Annotated in this window: 26 protein-coding genes and 1 other annotated feature; of the genes, 20 read left to right on the forward strand and 6 right to left on the reverse strand. The window is 52.2% G+C overall.

What is annotated here, in order from left to right; translation table 11 throughout:
* Nucleotides 1-23: 23 nt before the first annotated feature.
* The 11 genes from Tel_17030 (at nucleotide 24) to Tel_17080 (ending at nucleotide 11,361) form a co-directional block, all read left to right on the forward strand.
* The gene (locus Tel_17030) at nucleotides 24-290 is read left to right on the forward strand and encodes a hypothetical protein (GenBank protein ID ALP54959.1); all 267 of its coding nucleotides are present in this window, start codon (nucleotides 24-26) and stop codon (nucleotides 288-290) included.
* A 12-nt stretch (nucleotides 291-302) separates the two neighbouring features.
* Nucleotides 303-617 (forward strand): hypothetical protein, encoded by a 315-nt coding sequence (locus tag Tel_17035; GenBank protein ID ALP54960.1) that lies wholly within the window; start codon nucleotides 303-305, stop codon nucleotides 615-617.
* A gap of 2 nt (nucleotides 618-619) precedes the next feature.
* Complete coding sequence (locus Tel_17040) at nucleotides 620-898, forward strand: hypothetical protein (GenBank protein ALP54961.1); 279 nt, start codon at nucleotides 620-622, stop codon at nucleotides 896-898.
* The gene (locus Tel_17045; protein ID ALP54962.1) at nucleotides 895-3,267 is read left to right on the forward strand and encodes a hypothetical protein; all 2,373 of its coding nucleotides are present in this window, start codon (nucleotides 895-897) and stop codon (nucleotides 3,265-3,267) included. The genes Tel_17040 and Tel_17045 overlap by 4 nt, the downstream gene beginning before the upstream one ends.
* Nucleotides 3,257-3,934 (forward strand): hypothetical protein, encoded by a 678-nt coding sequence (locus tag Tel_17050; protein ALP54963.1) that lies wholly within the window; start codon nucleotides 3,257-3,259, stop codon nucleotides 3,932-3,934. The genes Tel_17045 and Tel_17050 overlap by 11 nt, the downstream gene beginning before the upstream one ends.
* 3 nt (nucleotides 3,935-3,937) lie before the next feature.
* Nucleotides 3,938-5,281 carry a hypothetical protein gene (locus Tel_17055; protein ID ALP54964.1) on the forward strand — a complete coding sequence of 448 codons (1,344 nt, stop codon included), beginning with the start codon at nucleotides 3,938-3,940 and terminating at the stop codon, nucleotides 5,279-5,281.
* 2 nt (nucleotides 5,282-5,283) lie between these two features.
* Nucleotides 5,284-5,910 (forward strand): hypothetical protein, encoded by a 627-nt coding sequence (locus Tel_17060; GenBank protein ALP54965.1) that lies wholly within the window; start codon nucleotides 5,284-5,286, stop codon nucleotides 5,908-5,910.
* A 1-nt stretch (nucleotide 5,911) separates the two neighbouring features.
* The gene (locus Tel_17065) at nucleotides 5,912-6,823 is read left to right on the forward strand and encodes a hypothetical protein (GenBank protein ID ALP54966.1); all 912 of its coding nucleotides are present in this window, start codon (nucleotides 5,912-5,914) and stop codon (nucleotides 6,821-6,823) included.
* Between the two features lie 8 nt (nucleotides 6,824-6,831).
* Nucleotides 6,832-7,803 (forward strand): hypothetical protein, encoded by a 972-nt coding sequence (locus tag Tel_17070; protein ID ALP54967.1) that lies wholly within the window; start codon nucleotides 6,832-6,834, stop codon nucleotides 7,801-7,803.
* An 87-nt stretch (nucleotides 7,804-7,890) separates the two neighbouring features.
* Complete coding sequence (locus Tel_17075; GenBank protein ID ALP54968.1) at nucleotides 7,891-8,451, forward strand: hypothetical protein; 561 nt, start codon at nucleotides 7,891-7,893, stop codon at nucleotides 8,449-8,451.
* Nucleotides 8,452-8,478: 27 nt separating this feature from the next.
* Nucleotides 8,479-11,361 (forward strand): hypothetical protein, encoded by a 2,883-nt coding sequence (locus Tel_17080; protein ID ALP54969.1) that lies wholly within the window; start codon nucleotides 8,479-8,481, stop codon nucleotides 11,359-11,361.
* 336 nt (nucleotides 11,362-11,697) lie between these two features.
* On the opposite strand, the gene Tel_17085 is transcribed toward Tel_17080, so the two are convergent.
* Nucleotides 11,698-12,696 (reverse strand): integrase, encoded by a 999-nt coding sequence (locus Tel_17085; protein ALP54998.1) that lies wholly within the window; start codon nucleotides 12,694-12,696, stop codon nucleotides 11,698-11,700.
* Nucleotides 12,697-12,861: 165 nt separating this feature from the next.
* On the opposite strand from Tel_17085, the gene Tel_17090 reads away from it, so the two are divergent.
* From Tel_17090 to Tel_17100, 3 genes are all read left to right on the forward strand, one after another.
* Nucleotides 12,862-13,164, forward strand: coding sequence for a hypothetical protein (locus Tel_17090; GenBank protein ID ALP54970.1), 303 nt, complete (start codon nucleotides 12,862-12,864; stop codon nucleotides 13,162-13,164).
* Between the two features lie 99 nt (nucleotides 13,165-13,263).
* Nucleotides 13,264-14,007: a hypothetical protein gene (locus Tel_17095; protein ALP54971.1), complete on the forward strand. Its 744-nt coding sequence runs from the start codon at nucleotides 13,264-13,266 to the stop codon at nucleotides 14,005-14,007.
* Between the two features lie 769 nt (nucleotides 14,008-14,776).
* The gene (locus Tel_17100; GenBank protein ALP54972.1) at nucleotides 14,777-15,022 is read left to right on the forward strand and encodes a hypothetical protein; all 246 of its coding nucleotides are present in this window, start codon (nucleotides 14,777-14,779) and stop codon (nucleotides 15,020-15,022) included.
* A gap of 19 nt (nucleotides 15,023-15,041) precedes the next feature.
* On the opposite strand, the gene Tel_17105 is transcribed toward Tel_17100, so the two are convergent.
* Both Tel_17105 and Tel_17110 read right to left on the reverse strand, forming a co-directional pair.
* Nucleotides 15,042-15,854 (reverse strand): transposase, encoded by an 813-nt coding sequence (locus Tel_17105; GenBank protein ALP54973.1) that lies wholly within the window; start codon nucleotides 15,852-15,854, stop codon nucleotides 15,042-15,044.
* A 38-nt stretch (nucleotides 15,855-15,892) separates the two neighbouring features.
* Nucleotides 15,893-16,264, reverse strand: a complete 372-nt coding sequence (locus Tel_17110; protein ID ALP54974.1) for a hypothetical protein — start codon at nucleotides 16,262-16,264, stop codon at nucleotides 15,893-15,895.
* Nucleotides 16,265-16,353: 89 nt separating this feature from the next.
* Between Tel_17110 and Tel_17115 the strand changes: the two genes are divergently transcribed.
* On the forward strand, nucleotides 16,354-16,878 hold the full coding sequence (locus tag Tel_17115; protein ALP54975.1) for a hypothetical protein: 525 nt from the start codon (nucleotides 16,354-16,356) through the stop codon (nucleotides 16,876-16,878).
* Between the two features lie 133 nt (nucleotides 16,879-17,011).
* On the forward strand, nucleotides 17,012-17,983 hold the full coding sequence (locus tag Tel_17120) for a hypothetical protein (GenBank protein ALP54976.1): 972 nt from the start codon (nucleotides 17,012-17,014) through the stop codon (nucleotides 17,981-17,983).
* 114 nt (nucleotides 17,984-18,097) lie between these two features.
* On the opposite strand, the gene Tel_17125 is transcribed toward Tel_17120, so the two are convergent.
* A complete protein-coding gene (locus tag Tel_17125; GenBank protein ALP54977.1) occupies nucleotides 18,098-19,009 on the reverse strand; it encodes a transposase in 912 nt (303 codons plus the stop codon).
* Nucleotides 18,932-19,048 (reverse strand) — a sequence feature (AL1L pseudoknot). (Overlaps the previous gene by 78 nt.)
* Nucleotides 19,003-19,326: a transposase gene (locus tag Tel_17130; GenBank protein ALP54978.1), complete on the reverse strand. Its 324-nt coding sequence runs from the start codon at nucleotides 19,324-19,326 to the stop codon at nucleotides 19,003-19,005. It overlaps the preceding feature by 46 nt. Before Tel_17130 ends, Tel_17125 begins: the two co-directional genes overlap by 7 nt.
* Before the next feature lie 99 nt (nucleotides 19,327-19,425).
* On the opposite strand from Tel_17130, the gene Tel_17135 reads away from it, so the two are divergent.
* From Tel_17135 to Tel_17150, 4 genes are all read left to right on the forward strand, one after another.
* Nucleotides 19,426-19,920 carry a hypothetical protein gene (locus Tel_17135; GenBank protein ALP54979.1) on the forward strand — a complete coding sequence of 165 codons (495 nt, stop codon included), beginning with the start codon at nucleotides 19,426-19,428 and terminating at the stop codon, nucleotides 19,918-19,920.
* Between the two features lie 351 nt (nucleotides 19,921-20,271).
* Nucleotides 20,272-20,514 (forward strand): DNA-binding protein, encoded by a 243-nt coding sequence (locus Tel_17140; protein ALP54980.1) that lies wholly within the window; start codon nucleotides 20,272-20,274, stop codon nucleotides 20,512-20,514.
* Nucleotides 20,511-20,912: a DNA-binding protein gene (locus tag Tel_17145; protein ALP54981.1), complete on the forward strand. Its 402-nt coding sequence runs from the start codon at nucleotides 20,511-20,513 to the stop codon at nucleotides 20,910-20,912. Before Tel_17140 ends, Tel_17145 begins: the two co-directional genes overlap by 4 nt.
* A 108-nt stretch (nucleotides 20,913-21,020) precedes the next feature.
* Nucleotides 21,021-21,521, forward strand: coding sequence for a hypothetical protein (locus tag Tel_17150; protein ID ALP54982.1), 501 nt, complete (start codon nucleotides 21,021-21,023; stop codon nucleotides 21,519-21,521).
* 302 nt (nucleotides 21,522-21,823) lie between these two features.
* On the opposite strand, the gene Tel_17155 is transcribed toward Tel_17150, so the two are convergent.
* Nucleotides 21,824-22,036 carry a hypothetical protein gene (locus tag Tel_17155; protein ALP54983.1) on the reverse strand — a complete coding sequence of 71 codons (213 nt, stop codon included), beginning with the start codon at nucleotides 22,034-22,036 and terminating at the stop codon, nucleotides 21,824-21,826.
* Nucleotides 22,037-22,046: the final 10 nt, after the last annotated feature.

Genomic DNA, 22,046 nt, shown 5'->3' on the forward strand with positions numbered 1-22,046 from the left:
CGTCGTTTCAATTCAGGGGTGAGATGGTGCACGGCGGCATTATTCGCCAATGGTTTGTCAATCACGCGGCCTTGCCAGTGTTGCCCCATAACTGGGCTATGCAGCTGGCTCAGTGGTTCGAGCAGGCCAGTTACGCCCAAGAGCTGATACTGCACCTGATCATCTCGGTCGACCTCACTGTGCTGTTGTTGCCCCTGACGTTTCTCATCGGACAAGCCTCGATCTCCATCAGCGCATGGGTGTCCACCACCGATCATTCATTGAAGACACAACAAGTTAGACAAAAATAAGGAGTTGCAAAGATGAAACATCTATTTTCCGTGTTGGTGGTAGTCGGCGTCGTGTGGCTTGCCCTGCCCGATGCCGCCATTGCTGAGGTGAAGCTGCCCAGCTACGCCAGCAGCGGTTCTGCGGATAGCCAAGCCCAATCGGTCGGCAAGAAGGTCACTGACTTTCTCTCCCTCGGTGTGGGCATCCTGGCCATCATCGGCATGCTGGCGGGTGCCGGTTTCTTTTCCATGGGGAATCGTGATCGCGGCTGGCAATTTCTCTCCGGCGGTTTTGTGGCACTGGTGATCGCCGGGCTGGTCTATGGCATCGCGGGGCTCGCCGCCTGATCATGCCTGCCTTCAACGCCCGCCTGCGTCCCAAGGAGCTGTTCGGCCTGCCGCTGCAGGGTGTCATCAGCGGCCTGGTGGCCTTGGCCAGCGGATTCCTGGCGCTGACCTTTCCGCTGCTGCCGGTGAAGATCCTGCTGGGCCTGGTGGCGCTGTTGGCGTTTGGCGCGATGATTGTGCTATTCGCCCTGGGTGAAGAGCTGGCCTTCCTGCGAGTGCGTTGGCTGGCCAAACGAGAACGCCATGCCATCACCTACGAGGCCGGGCGTCAGCACCAGTGAGCTATCACCGTCATTACACCTGGAGCCATCCCTTGACCGCTTCGGTCATTGCCCATAGCGATGGGGCGGTGTCGGTGATGGTGGTCTGGGACGGACTGGACAGTGAACTACTCACCGACACCCAGCGCCAGCAGCAGTTCTTCAACCTGTATCAGTTGCTGAACCGCTTCGAGCGCGGCTATGTAGCGGAATTCCACCTCTGGCGCGAATATGACGCCAGCCTGGCGCGCGAATACATAGAGCGGGGCGGGGCGATGGAGCGCGGGCAGGCCTTCGCCGCGCCCTTGCGCCAGGACATGGCCGAACATCTAGCGAATATGGCCATGGCCAACCGGGTGGCCCTGGTGGTGACCAAGCGCCCCGCCCACCGCCCCTTGTTTGCGCGCAAGGCGCTGGTCAGGCAATCCCGCGATGCCTTGGCCCTGGAGGCCTATGTCCAAGGCCTGCTGCGCTTCCTTCCCGCTGGACGCCTGGCCACGCTTGAGGAGTACGCGGCCCGCGTACAGCAGAGTTTATACCGCCCCGCTTATATCACCGATCGCAGGCCAAGGGTGGACCAGCGCTACTCGCTGCGCGAGCAATGGGTGAGAGAGAAGCCCGCTATCGAAGGGGCGATGCTGCAATGCCAGGACCAACACACCAAGGTGCTATTTCTATACATGTACCCGGATGCGGCGCCGGCCTGGTTCGCCGGCATGGCGGCCTTGCCCTGCCCCCTGCACGTGAGCCACATCGTCGAGGCCGTCGACACCAAGGCGGCCATGCGCAAGAGCGAAGGCGAATCGGATCTGGCCGAAGGCCTTATGTCGCGCCGCGGTCGCGACTATTCCGCCAAGGGGCTCAGTGACCTGTCCGCTTTTCGCCAGTTCGTGGCCGACAACAACCTGGGTATCTATAAAAACGCCTATATCATCCATCTGCACGGCACAGAGATGCAGGTTAGCAGCGCAGCCAACAGTATCGCCGACTGGGTCGAGACCCACGGCGGCCAGGTGCGCAGCGCCGATTATATCCAGCTGCCCTATTTCCGGGTCGGCCAACCGGGGCAAGGTTATCGTTCGCCCATGTTGCGCCCCGATGACCAGATGCAGGTGGCCGACATGTTACCGGTGCAAGTCTACAACTCGGGCGAGCGCCATCCCGAATCGCTGCGCATCGGCGCGGCGGGCCAGCTGGTCGGATTCAATTACACGTCCCTGAAGCTCTCCCATGGCGTCACCAGCGCCAAGACCGGCATGGGCAAGGGCGTGGATAAGGTGGCGACCATTCTGGAGACCTATCCGTTTGGCGTGGATTGGTATATCGCGGAGATCGGCGAGAGCTATCGCTGGGTGGTTGAGGGCTTTGGCGGCAGTTATTCCAAGGTCGATCCCAATGAAACCGTGATCAATCCCTTGCCGCCTTACACCATGGCCACCACCGACGCAGGCAGCTTGCCCCTGGACGCCATCGTGGCCGGCGGCACGGTGCAGGCCCTGGCCTTCATCCTGGCCGACGGCAAGACCTCCCTGGATGTCCATCAGGAGGCGGCGGCGCAAACCGCCCTGCAGCTGCTCTATGCGGTCCCGGCAAAGCAGGCGGCGCCGACCCTGGACAAGCTTCTTCTCGAGCTGCAAGACACTGGCAACTTCGGCAGCGAACCGCAGCTTAAGGCGGCCCAGGTCATGGCCAGCAATTTAGAGAGCTTTCTCCATACCACGGAGGGACGGCTTTTCACCCGGCAGGACAATCTCAGCCTCAGCGAGGGCATCACCGGTGTCGACCTGAAGGACGTGGATAAGGCCTCGCCCAAGCTGCTGCAGTTTTACTTGGTCTTTTTGTCGTTGCGCTACTCTCATCTGGCCTTCGCCCGGCGGCGACCGGCACGGGTCCTGCTGGACGAAATGCACAAGTTCGTGCGCGTGGCGCCTGAGGTGGTGGGGCGGCTGATCTCCGAGCTGGCGCGCATGGGGCGCAAGGATGCCGGGGCCATCGACCTGGTGACCCAGGGGATCCACGAGATCGATACCATCGAATCCGAGGTGCTCAACTCCATGTCCCTGTATTCACTGCTCTACCGCGAGGACGAGCATGACGAGATCGCCCAGCGCCTCAATATGCCCGCCGGCGCCCTGGAGACATGGCGTGCCTATCCCTTCCCCATGGAGTTCGATTGGCGCCCGGCCCTGCGGGCTGTCGGCGATCGCTATTTCAATCTCCATCTCAGCTTTCCCGCGCGGGTACTGGCCCTGGCCAACACCGATCCGGCCATTCTCGACCTGAAGACTGCCATTGGTGCACACACCGAGGACCCACTGATGCGCTTGCAGCTGCTGGGTGAGGAGATCCAGACATTGAAGCAGATCAAGGAGCGGCGTGATGCGGCTTAGGCGAAGTGGCGTACTGACACTGGCCCTATTATTGGTGGCAAGCCCAGCCAAGGCCAGCATCTTTGGCGAGGAGAATGTCTCCCTGGCCAAGATGGTTACCCAGCTGGAAGCGATGTACACCAAGATGGTGGATATGGTGCAGGAGGCCAAGGCACAGAACGAGACCCTGTCCAAGGTCAACGACGCCATCAAGACCGTCAAAGAAGAAAAGGACGCGGTGGAGAATACCTTCTTGCATAACCTGGATGATGTCTTTCGCCGCGATCTGGGAAACGTCACCGAGCTGGATGCGCTCTCCGGCATGACCCTGGAAGAAAAACTGCTCACCCTGAGCCGGGAATTGGACCGGCGCCTGGAACAACCGCTCGATGAAGCGGAGCGCGAGCGCATTGAAGCGCAGCAGCGGCTCATTGAACAGGAGCGCTTCCTGTTACAGCTGGAGCAGGCCAGTCATGAAAATCTGAGCAAGGCGGCCGACGGCGTCACTGACAAGGAGGCGGCGCAGATCGCGGCCGAGTCCGCCGCCATCTATGCCGCCCTGGCGGCCTCGGAGCGCAGTCGCCAGCTGGCCGAGCAGCGCGAAGGGGTGGAGGATAGCATTCAGCATGAGCGCATTATCGAGCTGCAGGCGGATATCTTCGGTGCGGCGTCAAGGCGTGAGGAGTAGGGCGTGGACTTTGTTGTATCCCTAATTGAGCTGTTTAGCGCCGCACCCATCTACGCCAATGTGGAATCCCTGGCCCTATGGATGCTGACCCACATCACGCCGGTGTTGGTGGTAATCGCCATGTGGGTGCGCCTGACCGAGACTCAATTGGACAGCTTTGCCGGGCAATCGCGCTATGCCGCGGCGGTGCGCGATTTTCTCTGGTACGGCTTCCTGCTCTCGGCTTACATGGCCATTGGCGCCATGATCAGTTACGCCTTCAACAACTTCTACGGCCTGTTGAACGAGAAAGGCTCGTTCGAAGTGGTCTTCACTCAGATGCAGACCTTCATCGAGCAAATCAATCAGATGGACAAGGCCGATCAGGGCCTGGGCAGTTCGGCCTTGAGCCTGGTCACCGCGCCAACGACCGGGATCGCCTATTTCGTCTATTACCTGTCACTCATCGTAGTGGTCTTCCTGTTGGTGGTAATGCGCCTGGCCCTGGCGGTGGGCTATGGCCTGGTGTTCGTCTGGGGCCTGGTGGTGATTCCATTGTCCATGACCAGCAAGTTCAAGATGCTGCGCGGTTGGGGCATCTTCGCCGCAGGGGTGCTGCTGTGGCCGATTATCGAGGCAATTCTGATCTGGTTCTTTTCGCCAGTGCTCAGTGGGGCGGCGCAGAATCTGATCAGCGGCGATGCCAGCAGCTTCATGGTGGAAAAGGCCGGTGTGTATCTGCTCTACACGGTACTGAACTTCCTGATCGCCGCGATCATCATCGCCGCGCCCTTGATTGCCGGACTCATGGCCGCCAACAACAGCGCCATGAGCAGCCTGGTCATGCCCTTTGCGGGCGCGGCCATGGCGGCCTCGGCCACGACCTTGAAGGTCACCCGGCAACGTATGACAGGTGGCGCCCGGGATAGTGTGGCGGCGGTAGGGAGCAGTGATTTGGCCCAAGCGGCCTCCGCCAAGATTGAAGGCGCCGCTCGCACCATGACAGGTATGGGGCCGGCGGCCCGGCCCGCATCGGCCGCGGCCGCCAGTCGCATGACTAACCACGGCCGCCTGTCCGAGTCGCTTCGTACCCAAACACCTAGCGCCAGCGGTGCAAATCCGGACGCGTCAAAGGCGAATAATGGCGCCAGCGCCAAGAAGGCGGCCACTGCGGCTGTTGTCCAGCAGGCTACGGCCGCCACCACAGGCGGTGGGGTGGATGTAAAGGGAAGTGCGGCCGGGGCATCATACGAAGCCCCGGCCCAGGACGCCAAGCAAGGCGATGCCACACCTGCGCGCACCCGCAGCAGCGAGGCGGCGCGCCGGGGCCATTTTATTCACCAAAATCTCAAGAAAAAGGGTAGTTAGCCATGGAACAGCCAACGCAGCTAAGCGAAAAGGAGCTGCTTAATATGCACGGTCCCACAGGTGGTCTGGTCATACGCTTACAGCGTTATGCCTTGTTGGGGTGGATGCTGGCCGGCGTACTGTTGTTCGTGCTGGTGGCCTATGTCTTTCTCGACAAGGTGTTCGGCACGCCTGTGCTGGCCGTCAATGAGGAAGGGCAGGTATTGGGCCACTTCGAGTATCTCAGTGGCAGCTCGCGCACGGACGATGAGATCATGGCCGGCGGGCAGCGCTTCCTGCGCGACTACCTGAGTGCCAACTCGTCCTTCATCATGGAAGACTATACGCGGGCCCTGAACATGATGGCGGTGGAGCTGCGCGAACAGAAACTGGCCGAAGTATTGGAGACGAACTACCTGGTTCGGATCGGCGAGGCCAACACCCGCTCCCATCTGGAATTTACCGCTAATCCAAGTATCGAATGGAGGCGCGAGCTGGAGGCCTCGGTACGCTACCACGGCAATGTGGTGGCCCAGTCGGGCAAAAGCATCGTCGAACAACCCTTTGACATCACCCTGACCCTGCTCGCCGTGCCGCGCTCCACCCTGGCCACGGTGGGCTTCAAGGTGATTGGGATTGAGGACAACTGATATGTGGCGCTGGATTGTTGCTTCACTGTTGTTCGCACCCTTGCTAGCCGGCGCGGGAGAGGCGGATAATGCGCCCCGCGTCAAGCGCGTTGCGCTGCAGGAATTCACCACCCTGACCATCGATATCGTCCCGGACCTGGGCACGCGCCTGGTGTTTCCCTTCGTGCTGGATGAGCAGCCGCGGCAGGGCGAGGCGCCCTTTACCATGACCTTGACCAATGGCGTGTTCAAGTCCGATCGCAAGGAAGGCCGCAACGTCCTGGTCCTGACCGCGCCTCCGAGCCGGGACGGCGGAGATATGAGCGGCTATCTTGGCGACCTGTTCATTTCCGTGGCGGGCTACAACATCACTGCCCGGTTGCGCACTGTGAAAGACTGGCGCGAGCACTATACGGATATTGTTTTCGAGCCGTCCGAGGAAGACCGGCAGGACCTGATCGACGCAGCGGTGCAGCGCCGCCTCCAGGCCCTGGAGAGCGAGTACCAGCGCAAGCTTGAGGCCCTGGAGCAGGACATCGACCAGCGCGCCCTGGCGAAAGTGGCCTATCTCGCCCTGCAGGACGCCGAAGAAGACCGGGTGAAGGAATATTCGCGTATGGTCTTGGCCAACGGTGACCGGCTGGTGTTGTCGGTGGATTCGGTGTTGGGCTATGACCAGTTCTCCATCGTGCCCTTCGAGCTCGAGGCCGACACCTTGGGCGACGTGAAGATCCTGGATGCGCGTCTGTTCGTCCAGGCTGACAGCGACTCACCGGCGCACCTGCTGCCCACCAGCCTACAGGTGCGGCGCCGTGTGGAGGCTGGCGAACGCGTCCAGGGCGTGGTGGCAGCGGAGCAGTCCAAGCTGATGGCCTACGAGGTCATCAAGCTGGTTGTGTTGACTGACCAGGGGCAGGTGGAGCTGACATGGTGAGGCTAGTGATGCTGGGCAGTTTGCTGCTCGCAGCTATGGCGCCCGCCAGCGCCGAACGTTTGCTGACGGTGGACGAGCTGCGCCAGCTGGCTGGCGATGCCGACCGGGTGCACCGGGAAAAGCGCGCTCGCATCCAGGGCGGTGACCTCAGCCAGCTGTTGCCCCAGGTACAGCGCGAGGATGGGACGGCCCCGCCGAGCAAAGTTTCAAAGGAGATAGCGACTCCCCCCGTGCCCGACGCCGTTGTTATCCAGACACAGGAATCACCTCGGGTGACGAAGTATTCCAAGCCGAAGGCGATACGATCCAGGCGGGAAACCGAACGCACTGTCAGTTCACCAGAGAGCGCCGCCGAAGCGGCGCCTGAGCCGGCAAGTGCCAAGGTAAACCCGTTTGAGTATGTGCCACCACCCCGCACGCGGGCTACCGATGAAACGGTCTATACCGATGCCGTCATTGTGGATGAGCTGGAGTATGGCATCCGCATCGGGACCTGGATCGACGTGGAGATGCTGCGCAATATCAGCAGCGCGGAGCCGGGCATGGTGGCGTTTCGGGTTGACCAGCCAGTGGCTGGGCGCTACCGGACACTGGAGGCGGGCACCGAACTGTTTGCCGAGAAGATCTTCAATGGCGCCACGCAGCGGTTGGAATTGATGGTGACACGCGGCGTGACATCATACGGCGAAGAATTCGCCATTCGAGGCCAGGTCTACGACATGCAGAAAGTCTCTGGCCTGGACGGCATCGTGAAGAAAAAGGCGCTGGTGAAGGGCAGTGTGCAATCAGGGCTGTTGGCGGCAACCCGTACCGCTCTTGGTATGGTCGCGCAAGAAGGGCCCGTTGGCGCCGGCGCGGTCACCGCCGCGGATGTGGTGATTAGTGAAGGTGAAGGTGCCGTTGCGGAGCAGCTTCAAGACGAATACGTGATCTATGTCTCCAGCCGGGAGGCGCGTCTGTTTATCACAGAGGCATTCTGAATGACCCGCGCCGTAGCGGGATTCAGTGGTTTGAACTCATTTGATGATTTCTTTATATTGACAATGCAGTAGCTCGTTGGGGAAAAAATGAAGTTGGTAGGATGTTTTGCAGTGCTTGCCTGCGTCGGGGTAGCGCAGGCAGGGGAGTTTGGTTACACCGCCTATGGCGCATCTCTTTCGGTAGATGACCCGGATGGTACGACTAGTAGCACAAGCTACTTGGCGCCGTTTAATGGGTTTTACGCCGATTCTCTCAAGCGCGATATCAGATATCAGGTCGAGGCCTTTGCGGATTCCGTGATCCTGGACGCAGGGATCAACCAGATCGGTCAGAAGGTTCAATACCAAGGCGTAGGTCTATCACTCCAACACCGGTTTCGGCTGACGCCCGATATTAAGCCCTGGCTTGGTGTCGGGGTCGACTATATCGACCTCCGTTATCGCGACCGCCACAGTGTCGATACGGGCGGATACCTCACCTATCGATTCCCCGATCGCAGTGAATCCGGTATGAATCTCGTCTTAAATGCCGCCAATTACTGGGCCTTTTCCCGTTCCTGGGACATCGGCCTCGTCGCCAAACTGGGCCAGCCGGTCGCCTCCGATTCAACATTCTTGAAGATTGGGATTTCCGCGCTTTATAGATAATGAAAAATAAATAAGGAGTAGGGTAGTATGAAATGGATGTTTGCGCTCGTCGCAGTGATGGGCCTGGCTGTTTCCGGCTGTCAGTCAGGGGGAGAGGGCGGCCTGCCGCCAGAGCGATCCACAAGTACCGTCAGTGGCTATTCGGTAGACGCCATTATTCGAAATGGCACTATCAAGGTGTATGGTCTCAATAGTGATGCAACCAAGGGCGAGTTTCTTGGCTCAACGACGACAGACGAGAACGGCTATTATGAGTTGAGTCTTCGATCCGCATCTCTCCCGGTATTAATTGAGGTGACGGGAGGGACGTATATCGAAGAGGCCAGCGGAAAAGTCATTACCTTGGCTACTGGTGACGTGCTGCGAGCGATTACGTTTTATGAGAGCGGTGAACCGCTCAGTGTAATGGTGACGCCGCTTACCAACCTCGCAGCCGGTTTTGTCGTCTACAAAGTCGGCCAGGGAGTCAATCTCAATAATGCAATTGTCGAATCATCAACGGCCATTAGCTCTTATGTTGGCTTCGATATTCTCGACACGGTGCCGCGAGATGTCACCAATCCTATAAATTATGGCTATTCCTTGGATGATGGCATGCGCTACGGCCTGTTTACCGCTGCGATTTCCTCTTGGACTAAACACGCTGGCGAGGAAAATCTTCAGTCTCCTCATACCATCTATACATCGATTCGCCTTGCGAGCATCATGTATGACGATATCAGTAGCGACGGGCTTCTGGATGGCAAGAAGGTAACCGGAGATGATCAAAACCAAAGCATTGCGGGTCTGTCTTACGGCGCAGTTCCCCTGGGCCCGAACGTATACCGTTCAGAATTCGCCAACCACATGCTGACGGTGGTATCTGACACGAATATCAATAAGACCGGTCTCGTCTTAACAGACTTGCTGTCGGATGCCCAGGCGATCGCGAATAGCGGGCATCGTATGTTCACTGACGTGCCACCGCAACCGATTGATAAGGACGCGCCTCGCATCTCCCAAATTGACCCTGAAGGGCAATGGTATTCGGGCGCGATCAATTATGAGGTTAAAGTCTCCGACTTTGTGGGTGTCGCAGAAGTAACATTCGATATAGATGGTGAAGTCATTGGTCTTGCTTCTGATCCAAGTGCGCCCTCCGTGCCAATCATCACCGATCAGTATGGCGACGGGGAACACTACATCGGCGTAAGAGCGCGCGATTTTATGGGAAACGAGGCCTATCAGAAACTGCTGGTCAATTTCAACAGCACTGGCCCAGTGATAAATGTTACCGTCCCGAAAATCACCAACCAAACCGACTATGAATTGGCAGGCACCTGGGAGGGGTTCGGTGTCGCGCTTGATTATCTTAGTGTGCAAGATAATCAAGCGGTAATTAACAGCGACGGTACTTGGAGTGCAACAGTCGAGCTAGCGCCAGGGAGTAATGTGATTCCCATAGAAACGATGGATGAACTCGGGAATAAGACAGAGATTGAATCTGTGGTTGATCTCGACCAAACTCCGCCGGCGGCGACTGTCATTTATAGTAATGCCACTTACAGTCTTGGTGGAGGAGAGACCTTCATAGAGTCTCTAAAGTTTGCGTCAGATGAGATCTACCCTTTGTATATAAGTACGGATAAGGTCAAGCTAAATGGGCTATCCCTCAATACAGCAGTGATGTTTGAAAATGGGATACCAAATATTGAATATCAAGTGGCCGATCCAGTCGTAAAGGGAGTGGCAACAGAGCCCAATGATATTTATCTCGAAGTCAGATATTCACGAGGTGGAAATCTGTTGACAGATTGGAGACCAGCCCAGAGAACACTATATCCAGGGAATAGCCACTACATGGTTGCGCTCGCGGAGGAAACGCTTTCTGAAGACTGGCACATTACTACACCACAAGAAACACATTTAATTGAGTTGAAAGTATCCGACGACGCGGGTAATTTTAGACTGGAAAGTTTCAACTTTCGAGCTGAGGTATACCCGGCCGCATCCGATGACTCAGTCACCGTTTCAGAGCAATGGCCCGATTTGACTGAGACATCATTTGCCCAGCGTGGGAGCCTGTACGGCCAAAGCGGAGTGAGACTGGTGGACTACCAGTACCAGAATAATTCCCCTTTTGACCAATTCATACAGATCACTGATAACAGCCTTCATTATGTTGAAAGTACTGTCGAGAAAGCCATCCGTAAGCACAATGCTCGGATCGTCACGGCATTTGATAGCAAAGTGGTGCCGTACGATAGACTCGAGTTTGTCTATGGGGGGGATCCTGCCATTGCGTGCGAACAGTATCATCACACTATCGTCCATGCCTCGCCACATCCGAACCAACAAGGACTTTTTATGGTCACATGTGATCCCGGGGATGAGTGGGGACAAACGTCTACCCTAACCTATGGTGACTACCAGGAAATCGAGTCTGAAAACCTATCTCCCGCAGAAAATACCGAATGGGTTGCTGGTGAGGAGCACGAAATAATTGCAAATAAATGGTATCACCGATCGCGGTCTTGGTATGAATCAGAGCCCGGGTATCCGAAAAACGTAATTTCCGAATTCACAGAGTCCGCGTCTTTTGATACGGCCGATATCCAGGTATTTGACGAGGCGGGTAATGCGCGCACTGCGGTCAGTGGTTGGTATAAAGTCATGGCAGGCGAACGCGTGAATGTTGTGAAATACGTCGATACGCCGATCCTGCCCCAATATTCTGACGTAGGGGTGGCAGATCTGGAGTCGTTCGCGAGCTATAACTATAAAACGTACGATAAATCGGTATCTTGGGAGCTCGATGGTTCGCTTGCTATCAGCGTGATCCATGGAAATAGCTTCAATATGCTGGCGAGTATGCCGAGGTTGGCACTGTCCGGGGAAAGCGGGTCAATCACGCATACCATCGCTAGATAGTCATGTAAGAGGCAAAAAAGACAGTGACAGCTCTAATTGGGTGCTTATCATTAGGATACCGGTTGCGATGGAAGAGCTCGACCCGCAGCCGTACATTCAGCCTTGATCCTGTCAGTGCCAGGTCTACCGATGCCGTCTTTCAGAATGAATGCATGAGTAGAAATTAATAATATTACACTTCTGTGTCCGAAAAGACTGCATGTGCCAAAAAGAGATTGAATATGGGCTACCGTACCATTGCGGTGCGGAGTCTTCCATATCGTTTGTAGCTTGCGGATTTCTGAAAGCGGACATTGGCACCATCTGTTTGGTGGTGCCAATGTCTGTAATATTTCCTCATCTTGGCATGCGGTCAAGCGGGCTGCTCACCTTGCTGTAGTCTGGTTTAATATGTGTGTAAATCATGGTCGTCTCCAAATTGCGATGGCCAAGCAAACTCTGAATCGTACGTATATCCGTCCCCGCCTCTAAGAGATGGCTAGCAAAACTATGGCGTAGAGTGTGGATGCCGACGTGTTTGTGAATCTTGGCCTGAGTGACTGCCTCTCTGAACGCGCGCCGTAAGGTCGATGGAGAGCAGTGCCAACGCGCGAATTTTCCAGTATCTCGCCACGGTCTTATCATCGTTGAGGGGAATACAAACTGCCAACCCAGCGAGCATGAGGCTGAGGGATATTTCTGATAGAGCGCATTGGGCATGGGGACATAGCCATTGCCGTTTAAAAGATCGGATTTATGCAGCTGTGCCACCTTAAGCAGATGATTCCGCAATGCAGGAATCAAACGTTCCGGTAACAGCGTCACGCGGTCCTTATTACCCTTTCCGGCCCGCACCGTGACAGCACGGTTGTCAAAATCGATATCCTTGATGCGCAGTGTCACACACTCACTGATGCGCATGCCGGTCCCGTAGATCAACTCCGCCATCAATCGCGGCGTTCCCTTCATTCGTTCAAATGTAGCGCTGACCTCATCAATCGACATAACAACAGGGATATTCTGTTTGCGCTTAACCCGCCTTAGTTTATCCAAGCCAGGTAAATCCTGATCCAACACTTCCCGATAGAGAAAGGCAATGGCATTTAAAGCGGCAGATTGTGTGCTCCCCGAAACATGCTTTTTAGTCGCCAAATGGTTGAGATAGGTCTCAATATCGCGTTGGCTCATGTCTTTAGGGTGCCGTTTGTTATGAAACAGAATCAGGCGACGAATCCAGAATACGTACGATTTTTCCGTACGAGGGCTGTAATGCAATCGACGACAGGCAATTCTTACCTGATCGAGTAACTTAGGTTTTGCCGATGTTGTATCCTGACCCCATAAGGTTACCTCCAAAATTAGACATGTTCTACGTGCCACGAGTTGTTTGTAAAGATGAACGTGATAGAAAATCACTAACCCGCTGATTTACGTTAGAATATAGACTCTAAAACCGAAATAACTACAAAAGGATAACGAGACAGCGGGTCTCGTTTATCCAGCTGTTATGTGTAAAAGAAGATGAGCATAAATATCGTCAAGAAAGGAACTTGGCTCTACGATGGAACGGCCGTTAATCCCGTTGACATTATCGCCTTAGACTTTGACTGGTGGTACGAAATGGTGAAAGAAGAAGATGGGTTGGAAGAGGGAGAACAACCCATACCGCTAGGGGATGACGGTTACATCTACTATGTACGATTTCAACGTGCGGGTGAGCGCGAACATTCGACCTGGGTTGATTCAGGAGGAGAGAGAAGTTTAAGTGAAGCAATTAAGGTAGCTGAATCAAAAGTTACTGGTGAAATCACATGGCTCAACTAAAACACATAACAATCGGCTCAAATTCGCTCCGCTTCGCTACGCCGGACGCTCACTCCGTTCGCGCCGTTTAGCCGGGCGTTATAGCGCATTGAGGAAGGTATGAGTAAAACGAATATATCTGTCGCTACTATAGGCCACATGCCCAGTGAGTTCGATAAAAGAAAGATCGGTCTCTGGCGTTCGGAAATATTCTCTATTGCAGGTGATATCGAAAATTATTCCCTTACAGAAGATTCGGACGGGTATGGATGGGAGTTCAGTGACGAAAGGCTTGAACAACTTTTACCAGAGCAGTTCAACGGTGATTTTCTTATTGCCATTGTCAATGTACCTATAGAACTTAATTGGTATTCTCGGAGGCTTAGTAAAAATCGAGTAGTTTTTACATTTCATGAAATAAAGGAAATATTGGATCATTTTAATATTCCTCTGGAAAATGCGGTGTTTAGGCTACTGTATGCGTACACATTTCTGTATAAAAGAAGTGGCGACCAAATCCCCTTAAACGATGTACCCACGAATTTTGCCCATGATGAAACTCGTGGCTGTCTTTTCGATATGAATGGGATTAAGACTGACATTGTATATTCCTTACATGAGCCTATTATTTGTTCTGATTGCATCGAAAGATTAAGAAAGGAAAAAGTTGCTAACGAAACAATCGACAAAGCACAAAAAGAAATAATTCGAATAAAGAAACCACTATTTTATCGAATCGTTTCCTTCGTAAAAAAACATCCTATTTGGTCATTATTCATATCTGCAGTTTCAGCAGTATTTTTAGGCGCAATAGGCTCCTACATTGCTACAGTGATTTATGAGCTTACCAACCCTGCGCTATAAAAAAGGATAACGAGACAGCGGGTCTCGTTTATCCAGCTGTTAGGCGCCAGATGAAACCACAATTGAGCGATAAGCGGATATTCGACATTGGCTGGCAATCGAAGAAAATCTTCGTTCACAAATTCTAAGTAATAATGTGAGCCATGGGCGTCGGAAAGTCAGTTGTGGCAATTGCCATGACGGGGTAAAGTTTAATAGTTGAGCCGGTGTGGCTTGGCGCGCTTCGTTCGAGGTCGGTAGATTAAGGCATTGCTTTGGCCTGGCAAATACACAAAGGCCAGGTGGGCAACCGAAAGCTCGAAAAGCCGTGCTCTTCCGCTTCGGCAAGAAAGCGCCAAGCCAAGCTAAAGGCATTAATAAAAACATGATAGGCAGCGGGGGCGGCCAGTGTGTCGGCAATAGGAACAACTCAATTTCAGTTTTATTCATGTGCGGCACCTCGCCGCACTCTCCCAAGCCAGGTCAAAGGGCAAGCGCCTAAAAAAGGATAACGAGACAGCGGGTCTCGTTTATCCAGCTGTTATATTTAAAAAAGAAAACTGAACCGATACTTAAATACATCATAATAGCTGCCATATTTGTTGGCATTGGCTTTCTTGAAGGCATAATTACAAATCCAACACCTTCTCAGGAGCAATTAGAGTACCAGTCATATTACGAAGAACAAGCCAGTAAGGAAGCGCTCACGCAAAATGAATATAAAGAGCTTAAAAATAAAGAAACCAAGTTTTTAAATTCGCCCATAGAGCAGTCACAAGTAAGCTACTTAGTGACATTCAAGGCCTTGTTCGCTTTTATTTTCTTGGCCGCTATGTTCGTAAGCTATAAATTCATATTAAAAGGCACAACAATAAAACAAGTTATGCTTTTAAGCGGTATAAGCCTTGTTTCAATTTTCATGCTTGTTTCAACGTTTGAGTTGGTTGTTTACATGATGTTTTGCATCTCTGGGGCTCTGCTAGGTTTTAAATATAACAAATCGCTCAACCAGATCGGCGCAAACAACGTGATCTAGCACCACTTTTGTGGACGCCTTAAGCCAATAGTTTTTCATACATATCTGGCGATTGATAGCCCAATGAGGAATGCAATCGCTCCCGGTTGTAGAATTCAATGTACTCCACAATATGAGCCACGGCTTCAATTTCATTTTCAAACATTTTCTGATGAACAAGCTCGGCTTTCATTGTATGGAAATAGGATTCCATAGTGGCATTATCCAGCGGGTTTCCTTTTCTGCTCATGCTACGCACAAATCCTGCACCTAGAACCATGTCCCGGAACTCATGAGCGGCATACTCAATGCCTTGGTCAGAATGGAATATACAGTCGGTGTCTGGTTTGCTTCGTACCAAGGCCATTCTTAATGCGCTCTTCGTCAATTCAGTGTTTCGTTTTTTACTGAACGACCAGCCAACTACTTTTCGGCTGAACAGATCCAACACGACAGCATGATAGATCCATCCATTCCGGGTGCGTATATAGGTGAAGTCACTGACCCACTGCTCACCCACTTTTCCCGGCTCCTGCAGTTCCTTGAGCTGGTTTCCCGTTGACGAATAAAACTCATGCTGCCCTGGTCTCCACGCATACAACCCTGTCGTTGAGGCCTTAATGCCAAGCTCGCGCATAAGGCGGTTGATGCGCCTGCGGCTGCAGCCATAGCCTCGATTACGTAATTCCCAATGCATTCTGGCGGCCCCATAGGCTCGACGATGCCCTTGATGCAACTCACGAATAAGTTTCATTAACTGAATATCATATTGGCGTCGCTGACTTATCGGGCGTACACGCCAGGCATAAAAACCACTCGTGGAGACACCCAATAAATCACATAATGTCGACACTTTATGAAAACAGCGGTTCTTCTCGATAAATTCAAATCTTACCGTCTTGCTTTCGAAAAGAACCGCTTGGCTTTTTTTAGGATATCGAGCTCCTCTTGCTTTGCTGCCAGAGTCTTCTCGAGATCCTTAATTCGTTTATTAGCTTTTAGTAATTCGGCCTGCCTCTCGACCATGGGATCAGGCTGTGGTTTTGCTTTCCGGGATGGCTTGGCTTTCTTCTTCATCTGTTTGTTTTCACGCAAGGTTCCATTTTTCTTTTCCATTCGCCAACGATACAACATGACAGGGTGGATACCTAGCGTCTCCGCCACATCCAGCGCGGTGATATTTGGATGATCGGACAGTTTTATGGCGTGCAGTTTGAATTCCAGAGTGTAGCGGTCATAGTTTTTCTTGATGGTCTTTCCCATCTTGCGCCTCTTCAGCAGTACAGTGATAAACTGTCCACAAAAGTGGTGCTAGATCAACGCGCCTCCTGGTTAGCTCAACCGTTAGGTGAATGGTGAATTACACATTGGTAGTAGATTCAGAGCTTTTGAAACTTAGCATTCCTGATAGATTCTTTGAATACGCGGAATCATACGGAAATGGTGCAAAAGCTCTCGCAGAGAAAATGGTATTTGATAAAGACGAAGCTACTTGGCCAAATGCCGCAGTAGTATTGATGCTATCAGCTCATTCGGTTGAGCTTTTTATGAAAGGCGCAATATTCAAATTCGATTCAAAAGCTAAAATTGGGAACCATAATATTGACGCTCTGCTTGAAAAGTACTGCCAAACATATCGAGAAGAAAGATATTATTTTGATATGCCATTTAAAACTGAATACCCGGGGATGTCTGAAGAGGAAATAGAGGCTTTGAAAGAAAATAAGCGTCCAACTCCTAGCGTTCTGTATAGATATCCAACTGAAACAGGTGAGTCTGAGTGGAAAGGTTCGTATGGGTTTGAGGCGTCTTCGTTTCTTCCGATAATTTCCGGTCTATTGCAGGATTATCGAAGGCTGAGAAAGTGTTTCACCTAAAAAAGGATAACGAGACAGCGGGTCTCGTTTATCCAGCTGTTAGGCGAAAAAATGTATGAGCATTATCGGTAAGAGTATTTCTAGATCAAAAAAATCTACACTTTCTATTGCTGAAATACTTGCAAAGGAAGGTATGACTAATTTAGTTCCAGGAGGAGGGATTCTTTTCGATGGGGCGAAAGTATTATTTGGTCATGGAAGAAAGTATATACAGGATAGGAACGATGAAAGAATATCCGAGTTCCACAATGTTCTAATGTCCCATACAAGTAGCCCAGAGGAATGTGAAGCGTTATTAAATGGTGAATTTGAAGAGTCAGACTATCATGCAATATTGGGTAGTTGTATACAAGATATTGAGGATGAAAAGACCGAGGTTTATGCGCGGCTACTGAGAAGCTTAATAATTGATCCTCCACACAAGAATATAAAGATAATTTTTATTGAAGCATCAAAAAACCTTTCTCTTAGCGATTTGGAATACTTAAAAGAAATATATATACAGAGTAAATATGACCTAATGACGGTTGGTGGTACCTCTCATCAGATAGAGATTTTATTGAAACAAACAGACACAATTAGGGGGATATCTATAAACCGGTTTGTAAATCTCGGTTTCTTGAATAATGAAAAGGCCAATATTACCGAGTTGGCGTCTGATTTCATAAAGCGAGCTTATGGCGAGGAAAATTTGACTCCTGAAGCTACTGGGAGAAAATCCTGGACCGGTATTAGAATAAGTGTTCTATCGTTTGATATAGGCAATATCGATCATTCCATGTTCTATGAAACAATAGAAAGGGATTTGTTCAGCAGACAAATTAAGGCTAACGTCCATAATCTGGATTCGAGAAATAGATTTCGATACGGTTTATGCCATGGCGGTATCGTGTTAGTAGGTGACGAGGATATTTCTGGCCCATTTCTAGAGGGGTTACAGAAATTTTCGGAAATTAAGCCCTTAGTAAGGATCAATATTACCAAGGGCAGTGAAGTTCGAGAAATTGAAGGAGTTTCATTTCAGGGTAGCTATTCTTTGTCTCATTGTTCTAAGAGCAATGTAAAGGAAGAGGTGCATAGTGTTTTATCAGAAATATTCGCCTAACAAAAGGCTTCAAGGGACATCACTCCGCGATGCTCGTTTGTGGCTAGATGCCACAAGCCTCACCCCGCTGCGTAATGAACCGCCCCGGGAATCGCGGAGGCTGTTTGATTTAAGTCATGCTGCAATAGCAGCATGACGGCGGTCTTGCCTATAGTAGTTTGCCTCAGCTTCTGCCGGAGGGATATAACCCAGTGGTTCCATCAGCCGGTGGTGGTTAAACCACGAGACCCATTCCAGGGTCGCCAGCTCCACGGATTCCCGCGTCTTCCACGGTCCGCGACGATGGATCAGCTCGGCCTTGTACAGCCCGTTGATGGTTTCCGCCAGGGCGTTGTCGTAGCTGTCGCCCTTGCTGCCCACCGAAGGCTCGATACCGGCCTCGGCCAGCCGCTCGGTGTAACGGATTGAGACGTATTGCGAGCCCCTGTCGCTGTGATGGATCAGGCCATCATCTGAATCGGGCTGCCGGGCGTACACGGCCTGCTCCAGCGCGTCGAGCACGAAGTCCGTGGCCATGGTACTGCTGACCCGCCAGCCGACGATACGCCGGGCAAAGGCATCAATCACGAAGGCCACATACAGCCACCCCTGCCAGGTCGAGACATAGGTGAAGTCCGACACCCACAGCTGGTTGGGCCGATCGGCCTGGAACTGCCGATTGACCCGGTCCAGCGGGCACGGCAGCGAGCGGTCCAGCACGGTAGTGCGAACGGTCTTGCCTCGGCGTGCGCCCTGCAGGCCCAGGCGGCGCATGAGCCGCTCAACGGTACAGCGTGCCACGGGAATACCTTCGCGGTTCATCTGCTTCCAGACCTTGTCGGCGCCGTAGACCTGCAGGTTGGCCGCCCAGACACGTTCAATCTTCGGCATCAGCACATCATCGCGCCTGGCTCGGGCGCTGCGCAGTTCAGGGTTGCGCTGCCGGGCGGCGTGGCGCCGGTAGGCCGATGGGGCAATCTGCAAGACCTTGCAGATCGGCTCGACCCCATAGGTATCCCGGTGCTGGTCGATGTAGGCGTTTACGATTTGAGTTTGCGGTCGAGCTCCGCCTGCGCGAAAAAAGCGCTGGCCGTCTTGAGGATCTCATTGGCCCGGCGAAGCTCCTTGTTCTCGCGCTCCAGCTCCTTGATGCGTTGCATCTCTGCCGTGGTCATCCCCGGACGCGCCCCGGCATCGATCTCCGCCCGCTTGACCCACTCCAGAAGCGTCTGCGGCACACAGCCGATCTTCGGGGCTATCGACTCAACGGCCGACCATAACGATGGATACTCCCCACGGTGCTCCTGCACCAGCCGCACCGCACGCTCACGGACCTCAGGTGAAAACTTGTTTGTCTTGTTCATGGCTCCATTCTCTCAGATGTTGGAGCCTCCTCAAAACCCGGGGCGGTTCAAACGAGACAGCGGGTCTCGTTTATCCAGCTGTTAGGGCGCACAGAACTTATGGACTATGACGACGAACAGACACGAGATGTTTATGCGCACTATGGACTAACCATGTATCTAGCGCAGACTCTCGAACATGGAATAGTGAATGCCCTGGTAATTCTCAGGTTACCTGAGAAGGACAAATATACTCGTCAAGACATAGACGATTTCATGGAGGGTAGGTTTCAGAAAACTCTCGGGGCTCTGCTCAAGCATCTCAAGTCAGAAGTGGTGTTACCGTCGGATTTGGAGTCCACGCTAACTGAAGCATTGAACCGAAGAAATTATCTGGCACATCACTATTTCCGAGAAAAGGCGGAGTGCTTTGTTACCCGGAGTGGTCGAGACCAGATGCTTCAAGACCTTCAAAGCGACCAACAGCTCTTTGAAATAGCAGATGAACAATTGGGAAAGGCACTTACACCATTTCGCGAAAAGCATGGAGTTACTGACATTGTGTATGAGGAAGAATACAGGCGCATGTGCCAGAATCTCGGTATCGCGCCCTAACAAACCCATCCAGTCGACGCCAAAAAACTGCGTCTTGCGCGCGCCCTGGTTATGTCGGAGCAGTTATGGATGGGGCTCCAGGCGGATGGATCATGATCTGGAAGAGCCGAGGAGGTCCTCCGGTAAAGCACTGTAAAAGGTGCGCTCAGTCGCGGCCTAGGGAGGCGGTACTATCTAGGGTAAGGAGATTTGTTGTATTTAACATAAGATACATTATGCGCTGTAAGTCACTGATTATAAAATAATAACAATTGCGCTTATCATGAACAATAATAGCGATCATTGGCTTGACCCAATCAATTAGAGAAACCATAATGGAACCATTATGGAATCTAATTGAGGTTTACGTTTATGCCAACATTGACTGTCAAGAATATCCCAGACGAACTCTATGATCGACTGAAAGCTGCCGCGCAGGCACATCATCGTAGTTTGAACAGCGAGATATTGTACTGCGTCGAGCAAACCCTGGGCGCCCGGAAAATCGAAGTCAAAGACGAGCTTGCCATTGCCAAGGCGTTGAGAGCGAAAACGGCTTCCCATCCGATCTCAGATGCAGAGCTTGATGCGGCCAAAAATGAAGGTCGTGCATGATTGTTGTCGATACAAATATCATCTCGTATCTATATATTACCGGCGACAGATCAATACAAGCCGAGCGTCTTTTCGCTTTAGATCCGCACTGGACGGTCCCTATTTTATGGCGAAGCGAATTCAGAAGCGCCCTAAGTCAATATTTGCGAAAGCAGTATCTGGCGCTTGAAGGAGTGCTGCTCATTATTCAGCAGGCAGAAAAAATACTTAAATACAATGAGTACGAGGTCTCATCGACGCATATCATGCAACTTGTTCAGTCGAGCAAATGCTCAGCATATGATTGTGAGTTTGTGGCATTAGCACAGAGCCTGGATGTGCCATTGATTACTGCGGACAAAAATATCCTCAAGGAGTTTCCTGACACTGCAGTATCACCTGATTCCTATATCAATTAGTTTCGAAATGATCTGATACCAAGAATACCCATTAGCTTCGGAGCGATCTCCTCCTGCCCTTGCCTGTAGGGAAAATACCATTTATTCTGCTTGCAATTACGGGGGGTTATGTCGATGAAAGCATCAAGATTCAATAATATTGCGTCGACCCATCAGAGGGGCTTCACGCTCGTCGAGCTGTTGATCACTCTGACCATTGCTGCCATATTGATTTCTCTCGCATCTCCCAGCTTTTCATCAATGATCAAAAACAATCGTATTGCTTCACAGGCCGACGAGCTAATTCTCAGCCTCAACTACGCCCGTAGCGAAGCGATAAGTCGCGGTGAAAGTGTCAGCCTTAATAGTGGCTCGGTCAACTGGCACGAGGGGTGGACCGTTGATACGGGCGACGGTACCACGATCCGTAACTACGCCGCTTTGGAAGGAAGTACCACCCTCGTGGGGTCTGCTAGTACCTTAGAATACCGAGGTAACGGCTTTTTTGCAGGCGATGGCGCCATCACATTTACCCTTTGTGACGACCGCGAGAATTCAACTGGAAGAGCCATATCTGTATCTCTGACAGGCCGAGTAGAAAATAACAATATGCTCTGCAATCCGGCGTAACTGATAGATCAGGCCTTCACCTACTGCACGTTATCTAATTGCCACTTGGCCATGAGCAGGGTGAGACATTCCCAGGTCGTCATATAACGCTCGGATAGCCTTATGTCAAAAAACATTATTGTGATCGTGATAGGACTGCTATCAATCTTGTATTTATTCAATCCAGGCGCCGGTGTGTTTGAACTTATTCCTGACAACATTCCAGGTATCGGCAATCTTGATGAGGCGACGGCAGTGGTACTTTTGATTGCCTGTTTCAGATACTTTGGTATCGATATCAGCAATCTATTCAGGCGTAAGGATCAGAAAGGCATAAATAAAGAGTAGCCAGTAACACTACCTCCCATTTCTACTCGATCCCTAGTTACCTTGAGAAAGACGGGTTTGGCAAGCACCTGATCGCTGAAGCCAAACGACCTGATGTCCGCCAAGGGCTCACCGATTTCCTGAATGGTGAGAAACGCCTTATCGGTAGTGGAGTATTTCGGGATAACGCGAAAATATTTTTCGCACATTTGAGACGGC

This window comes from Candidatus Tenderia electrophaga (genome assembly GCA_001447805.1).
Taxonomy (GTDB): domain Bacteria; phylum Pseudomonadota; class Gammaproteobacteria; order Tenderiales; family Tenderiaceae; genus Tenderia; species Tenderia electrophaga.

What these genes read in the sequence shown, in the direction of transcription:
- Tel_17090 (ALP54970.1), top strand. Translation starts at nt 12,862, where the DNA reads ATGAGCATAAATATCGTCAAGAAAGGAACTTGGCTCTACGATGGAACG.
- Tel_17030 (ALP54959.1), top strand. Translation starts at nt 24, where the DNA reads ATGGTGCACGGCGGCATTATTCGCCAATGGTTTGTCAATCACGCGGCC.
- Tel_17080 (ALP54969.1), top strand. Translation starts at nt 8,479, where the DNA reads ATGAAATGGATGTTTGCGCTCGTCGCAGTGATGGGCCTGGCTGTTTCC.
- Tel_17060 (ALP54965.1), top strand. Translation starts at nt 5,284, where the DNA reads ATGGAACAGCCAACGCAGCTAAGCGAAAAGGAGCTGCTTAATATGCAC.
- Tel_17145 (ALP54981.1), top strand. Translation starts at nt 20,511, where the DNA reads ATGATTGTTGTCGATACAAATATCATCTCGTATCTATATATTACCGGC.
- Tel_17065 (ALP54966.1), top strand. Translation starts at nt 5,912, where the DNA reads ATGTGGCGCTGGATTGTTGCTTCACTGTTGTTCGCACCCTTGCTAGCC.
- Tel_17115 (ALP54975.1), top strand. Translation starts at nt 16,354, where the DNA reads ATGGTGAATTACACATTGGTAGTAGATTCAGAGCTTTTGAAACTTAGC.
- Tel_17110 (ALP54974.1), bottom strand. Translation starts at nt 16,264, where the DNA reads ATGGGAAAGACCATCAAGAAAAACTATGACCGCTACACTCTGGAATTC.
- Tel_17120 (ALP54976.1), top strand. Translation starts at nt 17,012, where the DNA reads ATGACTAATTTAGTTCCAGGAGGAGGGATTCTTTTCGATGGGGCGAAA.
- Tel_17050 (ALP54963.1), top strand. Translation starts at nt 3,257, where the DNA reads ATGCGGCTTAGGCGAAGTGGCGTACTGACACTGGCCCTATTATTGGTG.
- Tel_17130 (ALP54978.1), bottom strand. Translation starts at nt 19,326, where the DNA reads ATGAACAAGACAAACAAGTTTTCACCTGAGGTCCGTGAGCGTGCGGTG.
- Tel_17135 (ALP54979.1), top strand. Translation starts at nt 19,426, where the DNA reads ATGGACTATGACGACGAACAGACACGAGATGTTTATGCGCACTATGGA.
- Tel_17095 (ALP54971.1), top strand. Translation starts at nt 13,264, where the DNA reads ATGAGTAAAACGAATATATCTGTCGCTACTATAGGCCACATGCCCAGT.
- Tel_17155 (ALP54983.1), bottom strand. Translation starts at nt 22,036, where the DNA reads ATGTGCGAAAAATATTTTCGCGTTATCCCGAAATACTCCACTACCGAT.
- Tel_17070 (ALP54967.1), top strand. Translation starts at nt 6,832, where the DNA reads ATGCTGGGCAGTTTGCTGCTCGCAGCTATGGCGCCCGCCAGCGCCGAA.
- Tel_17035 (ALP54960.1), top strand. Translation starts at nt 303, where the DNA reads ATGAAACATCTATTTTCCGTGTTGGTGGTAGTCGGCGTCGTGTGGCTT.
- Tel_17075 (ALP54968.1), top strand. Translation starts at nt 7,891, where the DNA reads ATGAAGTTGGTAGGATGTTTTGCAGTGCTTGCCTGCGTCGGGGTAGCG.
- Tel_17140 (ALP54980.1), top strand. Translation starts at nt 20,272, where the DNA reads ATGCCAACATTGACTGTCAAGAATATCCCAGACGAACTCTATGATCGA.
- Tel_17150 (ALP54982.1), top strand. Translation starts at nt 21,021, where the DNA reads ATGTCGATGAAAGCATCAAGATTCAATAATATTGCGTCGACCCATCAG.
- Tel_17040 (ALP54961.1), top strand. Translation starts at nt 620, where the DNA reads ATGCCTGCCTTCAACGCCCGCCTGCGTCCCAAGGAGCTGTTCGGCCTG.